An 18,331-nucleotide genomic window follows, 5' to 3' on the forward strand; every position below is an offset into this window, starting at 1 on the left:
AGGACTAAGTGAAATGCATACATCATCGTATGCGAATGAGCTTCTCGCACCGCCAGTGGCGGCCATCTGGCTCGAGGCCGCAGCGGAGATCCAGGAATTCTGCGCGCATTGGGACCGCTCCCGGGCCGGCCGGCCGATGCCCCGGCGTGGCGATATCGACTTTGCCGAGATAGCCGGTGCCTTTGCCGGTGTGCTGCTGGCGGAACGGTTACCGGGCAGCGAAGGCCCGGCAACCTACCGCTATCTCCCGATCGATACGCTGGAGGACAAGGAGCATGCGGGGATCGACCCGGCTCTGTTCCAGCATATTCCGATCAGCGGCTGCCACACTGCGACCGAGACGGGGGCGCCACATCTCGAACAACACAGCCTGTTATCGGGTGACGGCGTCCTGCTCGATTACGATATCATCTTCCTCCCGCTGGCTGCCGCCGGCGGATCGGATGCTGATGTCGTCGAGGGGCTGCTGGTCTTCGCGGTCGAATTGCTGCCGGTCGCCTAGGTCCTGCGCAATGGAACGGGTGCCGGGGGTCCGGTTGCGCTATACCGGCTCACATCAACCCGGATGGGACCGCTTCGCCGTATGACGGATGTCGCCACGTCACCTTGCCAGACCTGTGGCGCCTGCTGCGCCTATGACAAGAGCTGGCCCCGCTTCTCGCTCGAGGCCGAGGAAGACCTCGCCCTCATTCCGGAGGCGCTGGTCGCACTCGACAAGAGCGGCATGCGCTGTGAGGAGAACCGCTGCGCGGCACTGGGTGGCGAGATCGGTGTCGCCACCGCCTGCACGATCTATGGCCTGCGCCCGGATGTCTGCCGCGCCTGCCAGCCGGGTGATGCCGAATGCAACATCGCCCGCGCACATTACGGCTTCGCGCCGATCTAGCGGCGGCCGCCTGCTTTAGTGGGCGAGGTTGAAGACCGTTTGCGCCCGCCCGAGATCGAGCAATTCGCTTTGCAGGCCCTGAAGGCGGCCCTGGAATGCTGTCAGCATGACGATGGCGCCGCGGAAGTTGCTGCCTAATATCTTCGCCCGGCGCTGCAAGTCCATGCTCCAGAAATCCAGGAAGTCCTCATGGTCGAGGGCCAATGGATCGGGCAGGGCTGCGAGGATCGCGGCGCGTTCGGCGCTCCCAAGCGCAGGATCCACCATGATCAGGATCGCATTGCCCGGCCAATCCGCGGCCGTAACGATCCGATCCGGCTTGCCGAAACTCCCTTCCACCATCTGCATCACCTGGGCAATCCCGGTTTCGTCGGCAGCGCCTTCAAGCGGCTTGCGCGTGCGGATCCAGAAGAGCCGGTGCTGATCGGCGGCGCTGGAAAAATAGAGATCCATCTGCTCGTGGCGGGAATCGCTCTCGACCGCCTGGTTTGCATCCCCTTCGGCAAGCTTGCCGCCCACCTTCAAGGTCGAATGAATGTGATAGCTCGGCCATTCGGTGAGCACGCTGTACATCAGTCGGTCGTGCAGCTTCTCCTGGTAGATGCCCTCCAGGAATTCACCGTTCAGCGCGTCATCGAGCGGCATGTCGAGAGGAATATTGTTGATGCGCCAGCGCGTGGCGCCGTCGTCGGCGTGCGCCGGCACATTGCTGGCGATGCACAGGGCGATCAACAAGCAGGCGAGATGGCGCAGCATCAGACGGCGCCCTCGCTCCGGGCAATGCCGGGTTTGGCGGCAGCCCCGATCTTCTTGTCGCGGAAGGTGGACATCTGGCCCAGGATCCAGTCGCGGAAGGCCTTCACCTTGGCCTGGCGCAGGGCGCCCTTGCCATAGATGAGATAATAGCCGGTCTCCAGCAGGACGGTCTGCGGGAAGGGCTGCACCAATCGCCCGTTCCGCAAATCGTCGCCGGCCAGCATGGTATTGCCGAGCGCGATGCCCAGCCCGTCGATCGCCGCCTGGATCATCAGATTGGAATAGTTGAAGGTCAGGTTGGTCTTGAGTTCAAGGTCGGGAACGCCGGCGGCAGCCAGCCAGCGCGGCCAGAAATCGAACTGCGCGCGCCGCCAATCCATATCGGAGATGAGCGAGAAGCGGGCAAGATCGCGCGGTTCCTTCAGCGGCTGTGCGCCATCCAGGATGCTGGGCGCGCAAACCGGGAATACTTCGTCCTGCAACAGCAGTTCCGCCTCGACCCCGGCCCATTGGCCGCGGCCATAGCGGATACCGATATCGACATCGCCTTCGCCGACGGGATCGAGCCGGTCGGTGGCGGAGATGCGAACCTCGATCTCCGGGTGGCGGGCCTGGAAATCATAGAGCCGCGGCACCAGCCATTTCGAGGCGAGGGAAGGAAGCGCGCTGACCGTGAGCGGGCCACCGCCCGGGAAGAGCCGCATCTCGGCCGATGCCTCGGCCAATTGATGAAAGGCGGCGCGGACCGGGGGCAGATACCGCCTCCCGGCTTCGGTGAGACTGAGGGAGCGGGCGCCGCGATCGAACAGGCTGATCCCCAGCCATTCCTCCAGCGCCTTGATCTGATGGCTGATGGCGCTGTGGGTGACGCTCAGCTCATCGGCGGCCTTGGTGAAGCTCAGATGGCGCGCGGCACATTCGAAATATCGCACGGCTTTCAAGGGCGGCAGGCGCATCGCGGGACTTCCTCAATGGAATCAATATCAAGCCGTTCTGGTGTTACGCAGGCTAACAGAACAAGTTAGAAACGGTCGTTTGTACCCGCAGCAATGCAAGCATAATCTCTGACCAACGGCAATGGTGCCGGTTAGTTAAATGTGAGGATACAATGACTCAGATCAGCCTCTTCGCCGGGTCGCAGGCGTCTTCGCAGGGCGCTTCCCACCAGTTCGGCCGAGCCTATCACGCGACCAAATTTGTGCCCACCAGCCGACTCGGCGGTCTTGTCGTCGCCTTCTTCGAGTGGCAGGAGCGCCATCGGTCCCGCCGCGACCTGATGCGCCTCTCCGATTACCAGCTCAAGGATATCGGTCTGTCGCGCCTGGATGCCGAGGAAGAATACAGCAAGCCCTTCTGGCGTGGGTAATGGCCTTGCCCGCCGCGCCGGATTTGGGCTGGACCCAGTTTGCGATTGCTACCTTCGTTCCTCCCCATCACGGCGCTCTCGCCGGTGATCGGGGATGGAACATTGTGAAGGGCGGTCACGCCGCCCTTGGGCATCCGACCCCGGATGCCCTTTGGGCCAACTCCCCCCTTGGCCCTGCCCTGGATGACTAGGCCGCCGGTCCGAAGATCTCCCTGATCGTTCGGACCGGTGGCGCATTTTTTTGGACAGGCTAGAATCACCTGATGAAAGACTATTTCGCCAGCCTCGCCCGCTACAATCAATGGGCCAATCGGCGCATCTATGGTGCCGTGGGCGAGTTGTCGCCGGCAGAAATCGACGCACCGCGCATCGGCTTCTTTCCGTCGCTGCTCAAGACATTCAACCACCTGATTGTCGCCGATCGCATCTGGCTGAGCCGCCTCACCGGCATTGCGGATCCCGAGATGCGGGCACTGGACCAGATCGTGGCAGCGGAATTTGCTGCCCTGACGACGGCCCGCGCGGCACTCGACCAGCGCATCATCGCCTTCGTCAACGACATGCCGCCTTCGCAACTGTCCGAGGTGCTCTCCTACCGGACCGTCGCCGGCATCGCGCACGAAACGCCAATAACCCTGGTGCTGGGGCATATGTTCAATCACCAGACCCATCATCGTGGGCAGGCGCATGGCATGCTTTCGGGCACGAGGGTGCCGCCACCCTCGCTTGATCTCATCGCATTTCTCCGAGAGGAAGGATCGCTTTAGGCAGCGATCTCCAGCTTGCTCTTGGCCTTGCCATGGCTGCCGGATTTGACGGCACTGCCGGCCGGGCGCGAATAGCGCCACACGCTGGCGGGCGGCAGGTTCTGAAGCACCCGTTCCTCGACCTCACCGGTGATGCCGAGGCGGCTGCGCGGCAAGGGCGAAAACAGACCATAGGTGAACTGGATGAACGGCGCGCCCGGCTGCAGCACGGCAAAGGCCTGGGCACCGATGCGGAGCTGAATCGATTTCTTGAGGCTGAGGAGCGGCAGGCTGGAGACGATCGCCGTGACCGGTTCGACGCCGTGCCGCCGCAGAAGCGAGGGGAGATGCATGGCATCTCCCAGCAGAATCTTCACGCCGGGAAACCGGTCGACCAGATGCTTGTGCAGCATCGGGTCGCGCTCCACCACGATCAGCCGCTCCGGTGCAACACCCGCGGCCAGAATGGCACGGGTGACGGCACCGGTGCCGCCACCCAGTTCGACCACATAGCCGAGACCGTTCTTGGGCACCTGGCGCGCCATGGCGGCCGCCAGTTCCGGGCTCGACACCGTGACGGCGCCGATGCTGCGCGGGTTCTTCAGCCACAATTTGAACAGCAGACGGGAATCTTTAAGCATCGCTATGCGTGATCGTTTCTTGAAGGCCCTTGGACAATAGGGCCAATCTGTCACTTCAACGCCCTGACGGCAATCGGCTTCGGCCAACGTCACAGGTAAATCGGGCCAATCGCGCGCCCTCTACCCTTCAGGGTGTCAGCACGATCTTGCCCGCCGACCGACGACCCAGGAGGGTTTCGAACCCCTCCCGCCAGGCGCCCAGAGGCAGTGTATGGGAGACATGCGGACGCAACTGGCCGTTTTGCACCATCCGAGCCAGCGCAAGGAAGCTGTCAGCCAGCAGGTCCGGCGCCTCGCGCCAATAAAAACCCCAATAAAAACCAAGGACGTCGACATTCTTGACCAGCAGAATGTTGGCGGGAATCTGCTGCACCTTGCCGGCAGCGAAGCCGATCACCACCAGCCGCGCATTCCAGGCCACGGCCCGGAGCGAGGCCTCGAAGATATCACCCCCCACCGGGTCATAGACCACATCGACTCCGCGCCCAGCGGTCAGGGCCTTCACGCGCTCGCGGACATCCTCGACCTTGTAGTCGATCAGCTCGTCGGCGCCGTGGGCCGCCGCGATCGCGCATTTGTCGGCCCCGCCCGCCGTGGCGATGACCCGGGCACCCAATGCCTTGCCGATCTCGACCGCCGTCAGGCCAACCCCGCCCGCGGCGCCATGGACCAGCAGCGTTTCGCCCTTCTGCAGCCGCGCCTTCCAGACCAGGGCGCCATAGGAAGTGCCGTAGGCAATCGGAAAGCCCGCGGCCTCATGAAAATCCAGTCCGTCCGGGATGGGAAAGACATCGGCCCGGCGGGCCGTCGCGAAGGTGGCAAAGGCGCCATGATCGACCACGGCCATCACGCGCTGCCCGATGGCGAGCCCATCGGCCCCGGCACCCAGCCCAGCCACAACGCCCGCCAGTTCCAGCCCCGGCACAAAGGGCGGTTCTGGTTTCACCTGGTACTTGCCGGCGACCATCAGCGAATCAGCGAAGTTCATGCCGGCCGCCTTGACCTCGATCAGGACCTCGCCAGGACCCGCCTGGGGCGACGGCATCTCGCCGAGCCGCAGATTCTCATAACCGTCGGGCTGATCGCAAATGAGGGCCTGCATGAATCTTTCCTTCCGTTCCGCGGCCGGAATGTCGCGGCCGGCACGAAAGGATATAACGGCTGTTGCAGGTCCGGCAAAGCAGATCGGGAAGGGCGCTTGCTTGCCCTTCCCGTCGCATCCAAGGGAAATGCCGGTTCAGTCGAACAGCGGCACGACAATGTTGATCGATGGCCGTTGATAGATCACCGGTGCTGGTTCGTAATAGACCGGTGCCGGCTGTACATAGACCCGCTCGCGGACAACAACCGGACGTGGCTGCACATAGATCACATCCGGGCCATCATAATAGCGCACCTCGTCATAGCGATGATCGTGACCATGGTGCTTGCCGTGGTCATGCTGCCAGTTCTTGTGCTTGCGATCGGCCAGCGCCGGCGAAGCCGATGCCACAGCCAATCCCGCTGCCACCAGCAGTCCAACGGCCATGCGCGATCGTGTCGCCTTGATGATAGTCATGTCCCCGCTCCTTGAGGTCATTTGTCGACAGGGAGCCTTTGCCGCCTGTCGACAATAATCATACGGTTCGGAGTCAAGGCCGACTTGTGAGGTCTCTGTGGCAGGCGCCGTGACGCCTTCACATTCCGGTGAGCCGCAGCGAGCCCAATACCATGTCAGATCTTCTCCAGCGCCTCGGCGAGATCGGCAATGAGGTCGTCGGGATTCTCCAGGCCGACCGAGACGCGGATCAGGCTGTCGGTGACACCGACCTTGTCGCGAATCTCCTTGGCGACGCCGGAATGTGTGGTGGAGGCGGGATGCGAGATCAGCGATTCGGTACCGCCGAGACTGACGGCGAGCGTAAAGAGATGAAGGTCGTTGACGAAACGGAAGGCTCCCTCCTGGCCGCTCTTCAGGGTGAAGGAAAAGGTCGAACCACCAGCCTGCGCCGTCCTCTTGTAGACGCGTTGATAGCTGCCGTGATCGATGAGGTCGGGGTGATAGACCTGATCGACCTTCGCCTGGTCATGCAGCCAGCGCGCGATCTTCGCAGCACTGTTGCTGGCGCGCTCCATGCGCAGATGCAGGGTCTCGAGCGAGCGGCCCAGCATCCAGCTGGAATGCGGGTCGAGCTGCATGCCGAAGGCGCTGCGGATCTTCTTGATGGGGACGAGGTCCGCCGCGCGGCCGATGACGCCACCAGCCACGAGGTCGCTGTGCCCGCCGACATATTTGGTCAGCGAATAGACGATGATATCGGCGCCATGCTGCAACGGCTGCTGGAAGATTGGGCCCAGCATGGTGTTGTCGACCACAATCAGCGGCCGCGATCCCTGGCGTTTCTCGATCGCATCGGCAGCTTTGACCATGAGCTCGAAATCGACAATGCCGCAGGTGGGATTGGCGGGGGATTCGACATAGATGATCGGCACCTTGGAGCCGGCGGTCTGTGCGACGGCCGCGTTGATCACCTGCTCGTCCAGCCCGTCCATAAAGCCGACAGCCTTCAACCCGAACGGTGCCAAGGTGCCCACCAGCAAAGTTTCGGTGCCGCCATAGAGCGGCTGGCTGTGGAGGATCGTGTCGCCCGGCCGCGCGAAGGCCAGGATCGATGCCGTGATGGCTGCCATGCCGCTGGCAAACATCAGGGCGCCTTCGCCGCCTTCAAGGACGGCCAGCCGTTCTTCGACAATCTGCAGATTGGGATGATTGAAGCGCGAATAGACGAGGCCTGCATCCTGCGCATTGGGTGGAGTCTTGCGGCCGGCGACATAGTCGAAGAAATCCTTGCCGTCCTCGGCCGATCTGAAGGCGAAGGTCGAGGTGAGAAAGACCGGTGGCTTCACCGATCCCTCCGACAGGAAAGGATCGTAGCCATAACTGGTCATCAAGGTTTCGGGGCTGAGCTTCCGGTTGCCGATCGACCGCTGGCGATAGCTGGATTTCATGACGGGCTCCTCATGAGCGATGAGATGCCGTCATCATGTCACCCAAAAAGTCGCGAGGAGAAACGATTAATTTGTCGTGCAGCTAGAACGGCGCCGTCTCATTGAGGTCGGGTGACGGCTTGATGGAACCCACCGCCGTCCCGGCCCAGTTCTTGAGGGTCGGCTGCAGCGATTGCTGCAACTGCTCTGCTTGCGCCGCGTCGATGATGCCGAAATGGCGCAGCAACTGGCCCATCACCAACTCGGCGCCGCGACCATTGCCGTCCTCGACCTTCAGGCAGATGCCGAGGCCCAGTTCCGGCAGCGCACCCATATAGACGCCCTCGGCGCCGGTCTTGATGGCGGCCTTGGTGCCGGTCACCTTCATCACCTCGGTGCAGAAACGGCCCGTGCCGGCGACGTACCAGGGCTCGTGCGACATGGCGGTGAGAATCCGCGCACAGGCCGCGGCGCGCGCTGGCGACAGATCCTTCGTGTCCGCCATCTTCGCCATGCCGAGCGCATGGTGTCCCACTGGAATGGCGATGGTGGGGATGCCGCAGCCATCGATGCCGCGCGGGACATGCGACAGATCCTGACCGCACATCTGTTCAAGGATGCCGAGCAGGCGCTGCTGCACGCTATGTTCGTATTGAATGTAGCCAGCGGTCTTTTCGCCGAGATGAACGGCGGTCGACAGGAACCCGGTATGCTTGCCGGAGCAATTATTGTGCGAGCGTGTCGGCGTGATGCCGCCGCGCACCATGTCGTGAAGCGCCGGCTCGTAATAGGGAAAGTGCGCGCCGCATTCGAGATCGTCGGCCGACAGGCCGATCTTCGCCAGCCAGGCATTGACGGCCTCGACATGGCCGGGCTCGCCGCTGTGGGAGGCGCAGGCCAGCGCAATCTCGCGCTCGGTCAGGCCGTATTTGTCGGCGGCGCCCGATTCCACCAGCGGGATGGCCAGCAGCGGCTTGATCGACGAGCGGCCATAGATCGGCGTCTCGATATCGCCCCAGGCCTTTACCACGTCGCCATCGGAATCGACCACGGCGGCGATGGCGCGGTGGCGGCTCTCCACCATATTGCCGCGCCACACCTCGACCAGGATCGGCGCGTCACCTCGCGGCAGGTCGGCATGGATATGGAGGTGCTGGTGGGGCTTGCTCATGGTGGTGGTCTCTCGCGCCAAATCGGTTCGGCGCGCACAATGCCCCTCTCCGCCGATACTGGCAACAAGCGCTAGAAAGCGGGCTGCTTGCGGCGAAAACGCCGAACCTTGTCCTTCACCCCGCAATCGGCCATGGCGCACCAGCGGCGCGTGCCGTTACGGCTGGTATCGAAAAAGAACCAGCGGCAATCATGGGCAGGGCAGCGCTTGATGCGCGCCTGGGCGGTGCCGGTGAGGAGATCGACGGCATCGGCGATAAGTGCCTGGCGCAGCTGGTCGAGCTTGCCGCCGGCGGCAATCGGCAGCGCGCGTCCTGCCACCCTGTCCCAGACCAGCCGCGGCGGAAGGCTGATGCCGGAAAGCCAGTCCAGGGCCGCTTGAGGTGGCGGCTTGCAATCGGCCAGGGCCTCAAAAATCGCCCTTAGCTCGCTGCGCAGGGTGATGCAGGCATCAAAGTCGGCCGGTCCCGGCACGCCATCCAGCGGATAACCCGCCCGAAGCGCCCAGGCGGCCAGGCCCTCAGGGTCGGCAAATCGGTCGGCGGCATCGGGCAGGGCCACGGTGTTGCAGAAGGCGAGGCAAAGCCGGCCGGCCACGAATTCCGATCTCGGCACCCGGTTCGGCAAGGCGACGATCTGGCTCACAGCTGTCACCATTAAAACTCAATTGACTGGTTACAGTACCGGATTATGATGTAACCATCAAATCATAAATAGACGGTTGCACCCGAATGACCCGATCGACCTGCAATCCAGCACTCCTGGCACTCTTCGCCGGGATCTTCCTGTCGGGTTTCAGTCCGATTCTGGTGCGCCTCAGTCCCCTGGATCCGGCTGCTACCGCCTGCTGGCGGCTGCTGGTGGCGGCCCTCCTGTCGCTCATCTTTGCGCGCCTTAAGGTGGCCCTGCCACCACGAGTCCTGCTGGCGGTGATCTTCGCCGGTTTCCTGCTGGCGGCCGATCTGGTGCTGTGGAACATCGCCATCATGACCACGACGGTGATGGAGGCGGCTCTTCTGGTCATGCTCTATCCGTTGCTGGTGGCGGCGGTAGAGATCATCTTTCTGAGGCGCCCGCTGGGCTGGCAATTGGTGGCGGGCGGGCTCATCGCCTTTACCGGTGTCGCGGTGATGACGGCGGGGCCGAGCCTGGGATCCTTCGGATCGGGCCAGTCCAGCACGACCGGGAATCTCCTCGCGCTGACGGCCGCGTTCTTCTATGCCGGCTGCCTGCTGATCACGGCGCGGTCCTGTCGCGGCCATGACGTGCGGGCGGTGACCTTCTGGGAACTGATCAGCGCCGGCCTGTTCTGCATTCCGCTGCTGTTCTGGGAGGATCATGGCGTGCCCGTCGATGCCGGCGAAACCGGCTTCATGGCGCTCTACGGCCTCATCACCTTTGCCGGGTACTATCTTATGAACATCGGCCTGACGCGCATTTCGGCCAGTGTGGCCGCTGTATTGGGCTATGGTCAGCCGGTCATCGCCAGCGTCATCGCCTTCTTCCTGCTCCGCGAAGTGCCGAGTGGGATGGCCCTGGCCGGCGGGGTCACGGTCTTGTTCGGCCTCGCCTTTGCCAGCCGTGCGGCCCGGGCGCCCGTCTCAAGCTGACTGAAGCGACAAGCCGACTGGTCTTTTTGCCGGCCCTTCGCTAATTTGCGCCGCGTCACGGCCAAGGGCAGAAGATGAGCACAAATCCGGTCAATCGCGGCTATTTCGGGATCGGCGTCGAGGGCATCTCGAAGCCGATGAACCTGGGCGCGGTGCTGCGCACGGCGCATGCGTTTCATGCCAGCTTCTGCTTCACCATCGGCGCCTGTTTCAATGTGCGCGATGTGCTGGCCTCCGACACCTCGGTCGCCTTCGACAGCATGCCGGTCCAGGTCTATCCGGACGTGGCCTCGTTTTTGCCCCCCTTGGGCTGCCGCATCGTCGGTATCGAGATTACCGATGAGGCCATCGACCTGCCGACCTTCACCCATCCGCCGGCCGCCATCTATGTGCTGGGGGCGGAAAAGGACTCGCTGTCGCCCGCCATGCAGGCGCGTTGCGATTTCATCATCAAGATTCCGACCCGCTTTTGCGTCAACCTCTCGGTCGCCGGCGCCATCGTCATGTATGACCGCATGATCAGCCTGGGGCGCTTTGCAGAACGGCCGGTCCGGGTCGGCGGACCCACGCAAGCCCTTGCGGCACATAAGCGCGGACTTCCCGTGTGGAAGCAGAAACAACTGAAAAAACAGAGTAATTCGGATTGATCCACAGGCGGACACGTCGCCTTTGGGTGGATTTTCGCGCCAATCCTTGCTACAGGAGGACCACCAGCCGCCCCCATTCCGCCCTATTTTGCGGGTAGATGGGCTGCCGCTGGAAAATGTCGCCTTCCCCAAGGATTTGAGCATGCGCGTTGCCACCGCCATTCATCAGGACCTGATTGCTATCGCCCGCGGACTCATGCTGGGCCTGGTCGTGCTGAGCGCAACACTGGCCCCGGCCTTTGCGGAGGCCCCGAAGAATCTGGGGGCGTTCAAGAAATGGCGGGCGATGACGGTCAATGCCGATGGCACCCGCACCTGTTATGCGATGAGCCAACCCGTTACCAAACAGGGTAACGTCAAGGAGCGCGGCCAGGTGGCGGCGATGGTGACTCATTTCCCGGAGATCGGCGCGCTCGATCAGGTTTCCATCGTGCTCGGATTCGAGCCGGCCGCAAAGAGCCCCGTCATCGTCAAGATTGGTGGCTTCACTGTCAAGTTCACCGAATTGGAAGAGGACCGCGCCTGGGCCAAGACCCACGCCAATGACAAGGCGCTGGTGCAGGCCATGCGCAAGTCGAACCAGATGATCGTGACCGCGACCACGACGAAGGGCCTCAAGGTACAGGACACCTATGATCTGTCCGGGTTTACCAAGGCCTATCAGACCATGAGCAAGGCTTGCTCAAGCTAAAGATCGGAAGTTTCCTGAGATGAGTACCGAAAAACACGCAGCGTCTTTCGCCCCGCCTTCCGTGGATGCCAGCGGCCGGCGCGACCTCATCGGTCTCGATCGTGGTGAACTCGAGGCCCTGATGCTTGAGGTGGGTGAGCCGAAGTTTCGTGCCAGGCAGCTGTGGCATTGGCTCTATCATCGCGGCGAGCGTGATTTTTCAAAGATGCTCAACCTGTCGAAGGACTTCCGCGTCCGGCTGGAAAACCAGTTCTTCGTGGGCCGTCCCGGAATCGCCGTTGATCTGGCCTCGAAGGACGGGACGCATAAGTGGCTGCTCAACCTGCGCGACGGACAGCAGGTCGAAACGGTGCATATCCCCGAAGAAGATCGCGGCACGCTGTGCGTGTCGTCGCAGGTCGGCTGCACCCTCACCTGCAAATTCTGCCATACCGGCACACAGCGCCTGGTGCGCAACCTTGCGACCGACGAAATCGTCGGCCAGGTGATGATGGCGCGCGATCATCTGGGCGAATGGCCGAGCCCCAAAGATGGCCGCCTGCTGTCCAACATCGTGATGATGGGCATGGGGGAGCCGCTCTATAACTTTGACGCCGTGGCAAAGGCGTTGAAGATCGTGATGGATGGGGAGGGCATTGCCATCTCCAAGCGACGCATCACGCTGTCAACGGCAGGCGTGGTACCGATGATCGAGCGCTGCGGCGCCGAGCTCGGCGTCAATCTTGCGGTTTCGCTGCATGCGGTGACGGACGAGTTGCGCGACCAGATCGTACCGATCAACAAGAAGTACCCGCTGAAGGAATTGATGAAGGCGCTTGAGAATTATCCGGGCCTTTCCAACGCGCGGCGCATCACGTTTGAATATGTGATGCTGAAGGGCGTCAACGACAGTCCGGCCGATGCCAGGGCGTTGGTGAAGCTGATCTCACGCGTGCCGGCCAAGGTCAATCTTATCCCCTTCAATCCATGGCCGGGGGCACCCTTCGAGCGCTCGACGCCGGCCTCCATTCGCGACTTCTCCGACATCATTTTCGATGCGGGCTATTCGAGCCCGGTGCGTACGCCGCGTGGCGAGGACATCATGGCGGCCTGCGGCCAGCTGAAGAGCGAAAGCGTCAAACAAAGGCGCTCGGACCGCGACAAGGCCGCTGCCGATACCAGTGCCGGCGAGGCGGCGTAAGTTGCGCCTTACCGCATGGTGCTGCCGGGCCGGGTTGATCATTGCCTTGGGTGCCTGCATGGCTGTTCCGGCAATCGCCGAGGATGCACCGAAGAAGGCGGCGGTGCCCCTCAATCCGCTGTTGGAAATCTGCCTCAAGCCAGCCGATACCCAGTCCGCTATCGTCAGCTGCACGACGGCTATCGAGAGTCGGCAGTTGCAAGGCGATCAGCTTGCCGCGGGCCTCTATCGGCGCGGTTTGGCGCAGGGACAGCGTGGACAACTCACCGCGGCCGTCAATGATTTCGCGGCCGCGCTCAAACTGACGCCCGATGCTGCCGACATTCTTTATGCGCGGGCTTCTGCTTATGGTGCGCTGAAGCGCCATGATCTCGCCATTGCCGACTATGATGCGCTGCTGAAGCTCGTGCCGAATGATCCGGACTCGCTCTATCGACGCGCCTGGTCACGCTCGGCCCTGGGCAAGGACGAGGCGGCGGTCGCCGATCTCACCGCCTTGCTGGCCGCCGTCAAGGATGATGTCGATGCGTTGATGGATCGTGGTGGGCTTTATCTGCGCCTCGGCCAGTTCGACAAGGCGGCGGCGGATTTTTCAACCATCGTCAAGCTCGACCCCAAGGCCGCGGCCGGCTTCTACAATCGCGGCCGCGCAGCGTTCCTCAAGGGAGATCTCAAGGCGGCAACCAAGGATTTCACGCAGGCCCAGTCATTGCGGTCCGACAATCCCTATGCTGCTTTGCGCCGTTATCTCGCCGCAGGTCAGGGTGTCGGCGACGGAAAGAGCAAGGTGCATGCTGAATTCCTGACGGAGGCCATGGCGAAGTTTCCGCCGGACCAATGGCCGGTGCCGATCCTTGCCACGCTTGCGGGGCAGATGACAGACCGGGATTTGCTGTCGGCAGCGGCCGTCGGCGACAAGGCGGTGGCGCGGCGGCTGGATGCCGAAATCCACTACTATCTTGGCGAAGCGGCCCTTCTGAAGAAGGACGCGAAATCCGCGCGAGACCATTTCTCGGCAGCGGCCAAGGGCGATCGCGGCGTTCCCGAAGTCGTGGATGCCGGCTGGCGGCTCAAACAGCTGAACTAAACGCTGGCGCCGGGTGTGCTCTCGGCGAGAGAGGGGCGCCCGGCAAGCCATCTGCACGATGGGGGGGAGTGTGCAAACGCGATGGCCTGCCGGGTGCTCTTGGGGGTTATCCGGGGCTGCGGATAAATCCCCAAGTCGACCAAGAAACTATTTACCCACTTAACCTCGTCGCCCTGGCGACGCCGGTTCGACAGCACGACAGATCCCAGCAATTCGATATACGCCATCTTTTGGGTCGTGGATTACCGATAGGATCAAAACCGACATCCGAGCCGCAAATCCGACATGTTTGCGTACAATAAATGGTCAAATATTACGAAAACCTGAAGGTTTCCCGGTTTGATTGCCGTTAGCTCAGGTAAAGAGTTAATTTTTCAGCCTAGATCTCATTAAAAGGGTAGGTGCGGGGTGAAGTGCATCATGACGCCAGGTGAGTTGCCGTGAAGCTGGGATGGATAGCGACGATGGGAATTGCCGTCTGGGCCAGCTTCACGGTGCCCGTCTCGGCGCAGACAGCCGCATTCGACGCCTGCTTGCTGTTCGACCGAACGGCTTGCAGCGCCGTCCTGTCGACCGAACCTGAGAATCTCACAGCCCTCTTCATGCGTGGGCTGTCGGCTGAACTTGTTGGCGACGATGCCGCCGCCCTGGCGGATTTCGACGCTACCGCCGCGCGTGAGCCCCGTCATTTCGGGGCCCAGCTATGGCGACATGTGGCCGCGATGTCGCTGGGTCAAAGCCGGGCCGCCGAACTCAGCGCCTATCTTGCGAGCGCCAAGATGCTGGGACCATGGCCAAGGGCGTTGGCTGAGCTTTATCTCGGTCAGACGTCGCCGGCGGACACCTTGGCATTGGCCGGCCAGCAACCAGCGTCGGCTCGGGCGGAAGCCTTGTGTGCCGCCGAATACCATATTGGCCGCGCGGCCCTTCTTGCCGGCGGCGCGGATGCTGCGACGTCGCATTTCCGCGCCGCCTTAGCGACCGGCGCCGGACATGTGTTCGAGTATCAGGCGGCCGACCGGGCCATTCGGGAGATGCCCTAGGGCCCCCCCTCACTCTTGCCACCACCCCCCATTTCCCCTAGGTTCCGGCCGCTTTCTTTTGATGAGGATGGTTCATGTCGCGCGATATCAAGAAGGTCGTTCTGGCCTATTCCGGCGGTCTCGATACCTCGGTCATTCTGAAATGGCTGCAGGAAACCTATGACTGCGAGGTGGTGACCTTCACCGCCGATCTGGGGCAGGGCGAAGAACTGGCACCGGCGCGCAAGAAGGCCGAGATGCTCGGCATCAAAGAGATCTTCATCGAGGATCTGCGCGAGGAATTCACCCGCGACTTCGTTTATCCCATGTTCCGCGCCAACGCCCTTTACGAAGGCCAGTATCTGCTCGGCACCTCGATCGCGCGGCCACTGATCGCCAAGCGTCAGATCGAGATCGCCAAGCTCACCGGCGCCGATGCGGTCGCCCATGGCGCCACGGGCAAGGGCAACGACCAGGTGCGCTTCGAGCTTTCCTATTACGGCCTCAACCCTGATATCAAGGTGATCGCCCCCTGGCGCGAGTGGGACCTCACCTCGCGCACGACACTCATCGAATATGCCGAGAAGCACCAGATCCCGGTTGCCAAGGACAAGCGCGGCGAAGCGCCGTTCTCGGTCGATGCCAACCTCCTGCACTCGTCGAGTGAAGGCAAGGTGCTGGAGGATCCTTGGGAAGAGCCCGAGGAGATGGTCTATCAGCGCACCATCTCGCCGGAAGCCGCCCCGGACAAGGCCACCTATATCGAGATCGGCTTCCTGAAGGGCGATGCGGTTTCCATCGATGGCGAGAAACTGTCGCCGGCCAGTCTGCTGACCAAACTCAACGAACTTGGCAAGGCGAATGGCATCGGCCGGCTTGATCTGGTCGAGAACCGCTTCGTCGGCATGAAGTCGCGCGGTGTCTATGAGACGCCGGGCGGTACGATCCTGCACGCAGCTCATCGCGGGATCGAGAGCATCACGCTCGACCGGGGTGCGGCACATCTCAAGGACGAGTTGATGCCGCGCTATGCCGCGCTGATCTACAACGGCTTCTGGTTCAGCCCGGAACGCGAGATGCTGCAGGCGCTGATCGACAAGAGCCAGGAGCATGTCGAAGGCACGGTTCGCCTCAAGCTCTACAAGGGCAACACCACGGTGGTCGGGCGCAAGTCACCGAAATCCCTCTACAGCCTGAAGCACGTCACCTTCGAAGACGATGCCGGCGCCTATGATCAGCGCGATGCCCAGGGCTTCATCAAACTGAACGCCCTGCGGCTCAGGCTGCTGAAGAAGTCCGATCGGTAGGAGTCGGCCATTGGTCGTCATGCGGGCGCTGACAAGCGGATCAACCGGCCTCACCCAATAGAGACCGGCGCAAGTCGCGCTTGACATGCCAGGCCATCAATCGGCCAAGCCGCGCCGACCCCAAGGGCTGTCGGGCGGTGCGCTGGATGATGTCGAGGTCCGGCGCGCCATTGGCCTCGATGATGCACGGCCCATCGGGCAGGATTGCGACATCCCAGCCGATCACGGCAAAATCGCTGAAATGCGGATGCGCACGTTCGACCAGAGCGCGCGCTTCCTGCCAGTAGGGCAGCACGCGACCGTCGATCAGGGCGCCACTAACCGGATGCGTTTCGAACCATCCTGATGTGGGACTGAGGCCGAGATCCGTTGCCGGCCCCAGGCGACCAACTGAGATATCGACCGCGGCGGCGATGCCGCCGGCGTGGAAGTTGTCGACTGCCGAGCCCGTCACGCGCGGCATGCGGAAGGCGGCATTCGTCACTTCATATTGCCCGCTCTCGTTGCGGCAGGTCACGATTCGGATTGTCGCCAAGGTCCCGCAATTGATGTCCGATAGATCGGGGTGATTGACCAGAGTCGCTTGGACAAGCAGGGGCTTCTCGCGTGATTGGTCGATGATTCGCTGACGCAAGGCGGCGCCCGTCAGGCGCGTCCCGTTCTTGTCGATGAAATCGGGTGCGACGAACTGCCACTTCTCCGCCCCACGGCCGCCGCTGCCCTTGCGCGGTTTGATGAACAGGTCCTGGGCCGGTAGATCGGTCGTGTCGACAAATTGTCCATCCGCAGCGCCATCGATGGCGGAAAAGACCACGGGTGCCACCGGCAGGCCGAGATCCCGGCAGCGATTGTGGAAGACCAGTTTTTCGCTCAGCCGATGGCCGGTGTGCCGATGCATGATCTTGTAGGCCGAAGCCTTGGTCTCGTTACGCTGCAGATATTGCGCGGCGATGCGTTCGCGGGCCGGATCAAAAAGCTCAAAGAGATAGTAGGTCTTGGGCGCCAGTCCAAAGGCGAGCATCAAGCGCATCTGCGTGGTGAACTGACCCAGCAGGGATTTGCCGGTTCGGCGTCTGATGCTGGGACCAAGACGTCGCGTGATCTGGACTCCGTTCACAAAACCGCCCAGGCCACCACCGGCGATCAACCCAAGGATAGCGCGGGAAAGACGACGGCGATTGATCCTGTTGGAGCAGAAGGCGGCGGTGACAAAGGCGAGTTGGGCGGCGCGCAGACAGGCAGCCGGATCGTCGATGCGTTCCGTCCTGGCGATCTGGGCGCGCAGGGCATTGTGTGCCGAAATCTCAGCCGCGAGACCGATGAGGCCCAGAAGATAGAGTTGAAGAAAGATGAATTCGATAAGGTCGCTGAAATTATCGAAACTCTGCGAATCCATGCCGAGCTGGCCCGGGAGGTCGGATACGCCGATGTCCAGGCCGAGGGCGATGCCTTGCAAGGCGAAGCCGGCCGCCAGCAGAGCCAGGACCGGCGCGACGATCTTCTCTGAGCGCTTTCGATGGCGCCGCGACCGCACCGCCAACAGGATGAAAATGCCGGCTGCCAGCCAGCAGACCAGGTCGCCGAGCCAAGCCGGTGACAGTTTGGTTTCGTACTGTTCGATGATGTCCCCGCCCAGTTCCGACAGGACGAAGACCGCGCAGAATCCGGCGGCGATAAGCCAGAAGAACCTGCCAAATGGGCCTGTGGCAGCGGGCCTGTCCGCCTCGGCCGGCAGCGCTGACTGGCGTGCCAGAGCGACAGCCAACAATCCGCCGAAGGCATAGATCAGGGCATTCACCATATCGACGAGGTCGATGTCGATCAGCTCGCCGCCCAGAAACGCAAGCAAGGCCAGGGGAATCAGCAGCGCCCAGAGCATAACGGAGTAGATGAGGTTGCGAGGATCGAGGACTCGGAAAACAGCGGTCGTCATGATGCCGGGGAAAGTCCTTCGTAGTGACTGCTGACAGCCTCGCGGGCCGCTATCGGGTGTCGACCGCTGCGCCTGACTGGCTGCAAGGCGCACAGTGTTCATGACGGCTTAGTCGAAAACCGGCGCAGTGTGATGACTGTTTGCTGACAAACAGCTTACGGCCGCGGATTACCCCGCAAATCGCAGTTAAATAATTGTTCTATAATTATTTTTCGAGATCCAGGCCCATCTTCATCGGACGCCCGCCCCAACCCGTCGATCACGGTCTTTTGTGACGATCAACGGCACCAACTCAAGACTCTTTTGTTAAATTCGGCTAGAA

General features: G+C 62.3%; 20 protein-coding genes. 11 read left to right on the top strand and 9 right to left on the bottom strand.

The window, feature by feature from the left end; all coding sequences use genetic code 11:
• Nucleotides 1-13 precede the first annotated feature (13 nt).
• Together IPK59_15035 and IPK59_15040 are read left to right on the top strand one after the other, a co-directional pair.
• Nucleotides 14-502 carry a hypothetical protein gene (locus tag IPK59_15035; protein ID MBK8160018.1) on the top strand — a complete coding sequence of 163 codons (489 nt, stop codon included), beginning with the start codon at nucleotides 14-16 and terminating at the stop codon, nucleotides 500-502.
• A gap of 81 nt (nucleotides 503-583) precedes the next feature.
• Entirely contained in the window at nucleotides 584-886 is a 303-nt protein-coding gene (locus IPK59_15040) for a YkgJ family cysteine cluster protein (protein ID MBK8160019.1), read from the top strand.
• Nucleotides 887-901: 15 nt separating this feature from the next.
• On the opposite strand, the gene IPK59_15045 is transcribed toward IPK59_15040, so the two are convergent.
• Entirely contained in the window at nucleotides 902-1,642 is a 741-nt protein-coding gene (locus tag IPK59_15045; protein MBK8160020.1) for a hypothetical protein, read from the bottom strand.
• The gene (locus tag IPK59_15050; protein ID MBK8160021.1) at nucleotides 1,642-2,598 is read right to left on the bottom strand and encodes a transcriptional regulator GcvA; all 957 of its coding nucleotides are present in this window, start codon (nucleotides 2,596-2,598) and stop codon (nucleotides 1,642-1,644) included. Before IPK59_15050 ends, IPK59_15045 begins: the two co-directional genes overlap by 1 nt.
• Nucleotides 2,599-2,750: 152 nt before the next feature.
• On the opposite strand from IPK59_15050, the gene IPK59_15055 reads away from it, so the two are divergent.
• Nucleotides 2,751-3,008, top strand: a complete 258-nt coding sequence (locus IPK59_15055) for a DUF1127 domain-containing protein (protein MBK8160022.1) — start codon at nucleotides 2,751-2,753, stop codon at nucleotides 3,006-3,008.
• Between the two features lie 263 nt (nucleotides 3,009-3,271).
• Nucleotides 3,272-3,775 carry a DinB family protein gene (locus tag IPK59_15060; protein ID MBK8160023.1) on the top strand — a complete coding sequence of 168 codons (504 nt, stop codon included), beginning with the start codon at nucleotides 3,272-3,274 and terminating at the stop codon, nucleotides 3,773-3,775.
• Here the strand turns inward: IPK59_15060 and IPK59_15065 are convergent.
• The 6 genes from IPK59_15065 to IPK59_15090 all read right to left on the bottom strand — a co-directional run bounded on the left by IPK59_15065 (nucleotide 3,772) and on the right by IPK59_15090 (nucleotide 9,189).
• Nucleotides 3,772-4,395, bottom strand: a complete 624-nt coding sequence (locus IPK59_15065) for a phospholipid methyltransferase (GenBank protein MBK8160024.1) — start codon at nucleotides 4,393-4,395, stop codon at nucleotides 3,772-3,774. The genes IPK59_15060 and IPK59_15065 overlap by 4 nt on opposite strands.
• Nucleotides 4,396-4,522: 127 nt before the next feature.
• Complete coding sequence (locus tag IPK59_15070) at nucleotides 4,523-5,497, bottom strand: NADPH:quinone oxidoreductase family protein (GenBank protein MBK8160025.1); 975 nt, start codon at nucleotides 5,495-5,497, stop codon at nucleotides 4,523-4,525.
• A 135-nt stretch (nucleotides 5,498-5,632) separates the two neighbouring features.
• Entirely contained in the window at nucleotides 5,633-5,974 is a 342-nt protein-coding gene (locus IPK59_15075) for a hypothetical protein (GenBank protein ID MBK8160026.1), read from the bottom strand.
• Between the two features lie 134 nt (nucleotides 5,975-6,108).
• Complete coding sequence (locus IPK59_15080) at nucleotides 6,109-7,383, bottom strand: cystathionine gamma-synthase family protein (protein ID MBK8160027.1); 1,275 nt, start codon at nucleotides 7,381-7,383, stop codon at nucleotides 6,109-6,111.
• Between the two features lie 82 nt (nucleotides 7,384-7,465).
• Complete coding sequence (locus tag IPK59_15085; GenBank protein ID MBK8160028.1) at nucleotides 7,466-8,533, bottom strand: asparaginase; 1,068 nt, start codon at nucleotides 8,531-8,533, stop codon at nucleotides 7,466-7,468.
• Between the two features lie 71 nt (nucleotides 8,534-8,604).
• Nucleotides 8,605-9,189 carry a CGNR zinc finger domain-containing protein gene (locus IPK59_15090; protein ID MBK8160029.1) on the bottom strand — a complete coding sequence of 195 codons (585 nt, stop codon included), beginning with the start codon at nucleotides 9,187-9,189 and terminating at the stop codon, nucleotides 8,605-8,607.
• A gap of 74 nt (nucleotides 9,190-9,263) precedes the next feature.
• Between IPK59_15090 and IPK59_15095 the strand changes: the two genes are divergently transcribed.
• The 7 genes from IPK59_15095 to IPK59_15125 all read left to right on the top strand — a co-directional run bounded on the left by IPK59_15095 (nucleotide 9,264) and on the right by IPK59_15125 (nucleotide 16,076).
• Nucleotides 9,264-10,142, top strand: a complete 879-nt coding sequence (locus IPK59_15095; protein MBK8160030.1) for a DMT family transporter — start codon at nucleotides 9,264-9,266, stop codon at nucleotides 10,140-10,142.
• 74 nt (nucleotides 10,143-10,216) lie between these two features.
• Nucleotides 10,217-10,789: an RNA methyltransferase gene (locus IPK59_15100; protein ID MBK8160031.1), complete on the top strand. Its 573-nt coding sequence runs from the start codon at nucleotides 10,217-10,219 to the stop codon at nucleotides 10,787-10,789.
• A gap of 22 nt (nucleotides 10,790-10,811) precedes the next feature.
• A complete protein-coding gene (locus tag IPK59_15105; protein ID MBK8160032.1) occupies nucleotides 10,812-11,480 on the top strand; it encodes a hypothetical protein in 669 nt (222 codons plus the stop codon).
• Between the two features lie 19 nt (nucleotides 11,481-11,499).
• Nucleotides 11,500-12,660, top strand: coding sequence for a 23S rRNA (adenine(2503)-C(2))-methyltransferase RlmN (gene rlmN, locus IPK59_15110; GenBank protein ID MBK8160033.1), 1,161 nt, complete (start codon nucleotides 11,500-11,502; stop codon nucleotides 12,658-12,660).
• Nucleotides 12,661-12,718: 58 nt separating this feature from the next.
• Nucleotides 12,719-13,747 (top strand): tetratricopeptide repeat protein, encoded by a 1,029-nt coding sequence (locus tag IPK59_15115; protein ID MBK8160034.1) that lies wholly within the window; start codon nucleotides 12,719-12,721, stop codon nucleotides 13,745-13,747.
• Nucleotides 13,748-14,211: 464 nt separating this feature from the next.
• On the top strand, nucleotides 14,212-14,790 hold the full coding sequence (locus IPK59_15120; GenBank protein ID MBK8160035.1) for a hypothetical protein: 579 nt from the start codon (nucleotides 14,212-14,214) through the stop codon (nucleotides 14,788-14,790).
• A 74-nt stretch (nucleotides 14,791-14,864) separates the two neighbouring features.
• A complete protein-coding gene (locus IPK59_15125) occupies nucleotides 14,865-16,076 on the top strand; it encodes an argininosuccinate synthase (GenBank protein MBK8160036.1) in 1,212 nt (403 codons plus the stop codon).
• 40 nt (nucleotides 16,077-16,116) lie between these two features.
• Here IPK59_15125 and IPK59_15130 read toward each other — a convergent pair whose 3' ends face one another.
• Complete coding sequence (locus IPK59_15130; GenBank protein MBK8160037.1) at nucleotides 16,117-18,009, bottom strand: hypothetical protein; 1,893 nt, start codon at nucleotides 18,007-18,009, stop codon at nucleotides 16,117-16,119.
• Nucleotides 18,010-18,331 lie beyond the last annotated feature (322 nt).

It is taken from the genome of Rhodospirillaceae bacterium, assembly GCA_016712715.1.
Lineage (GTDB): Bacteria > Pseudomonadota > Alphaproteobacteria > Dongiales > Dongiaceae > Dongia.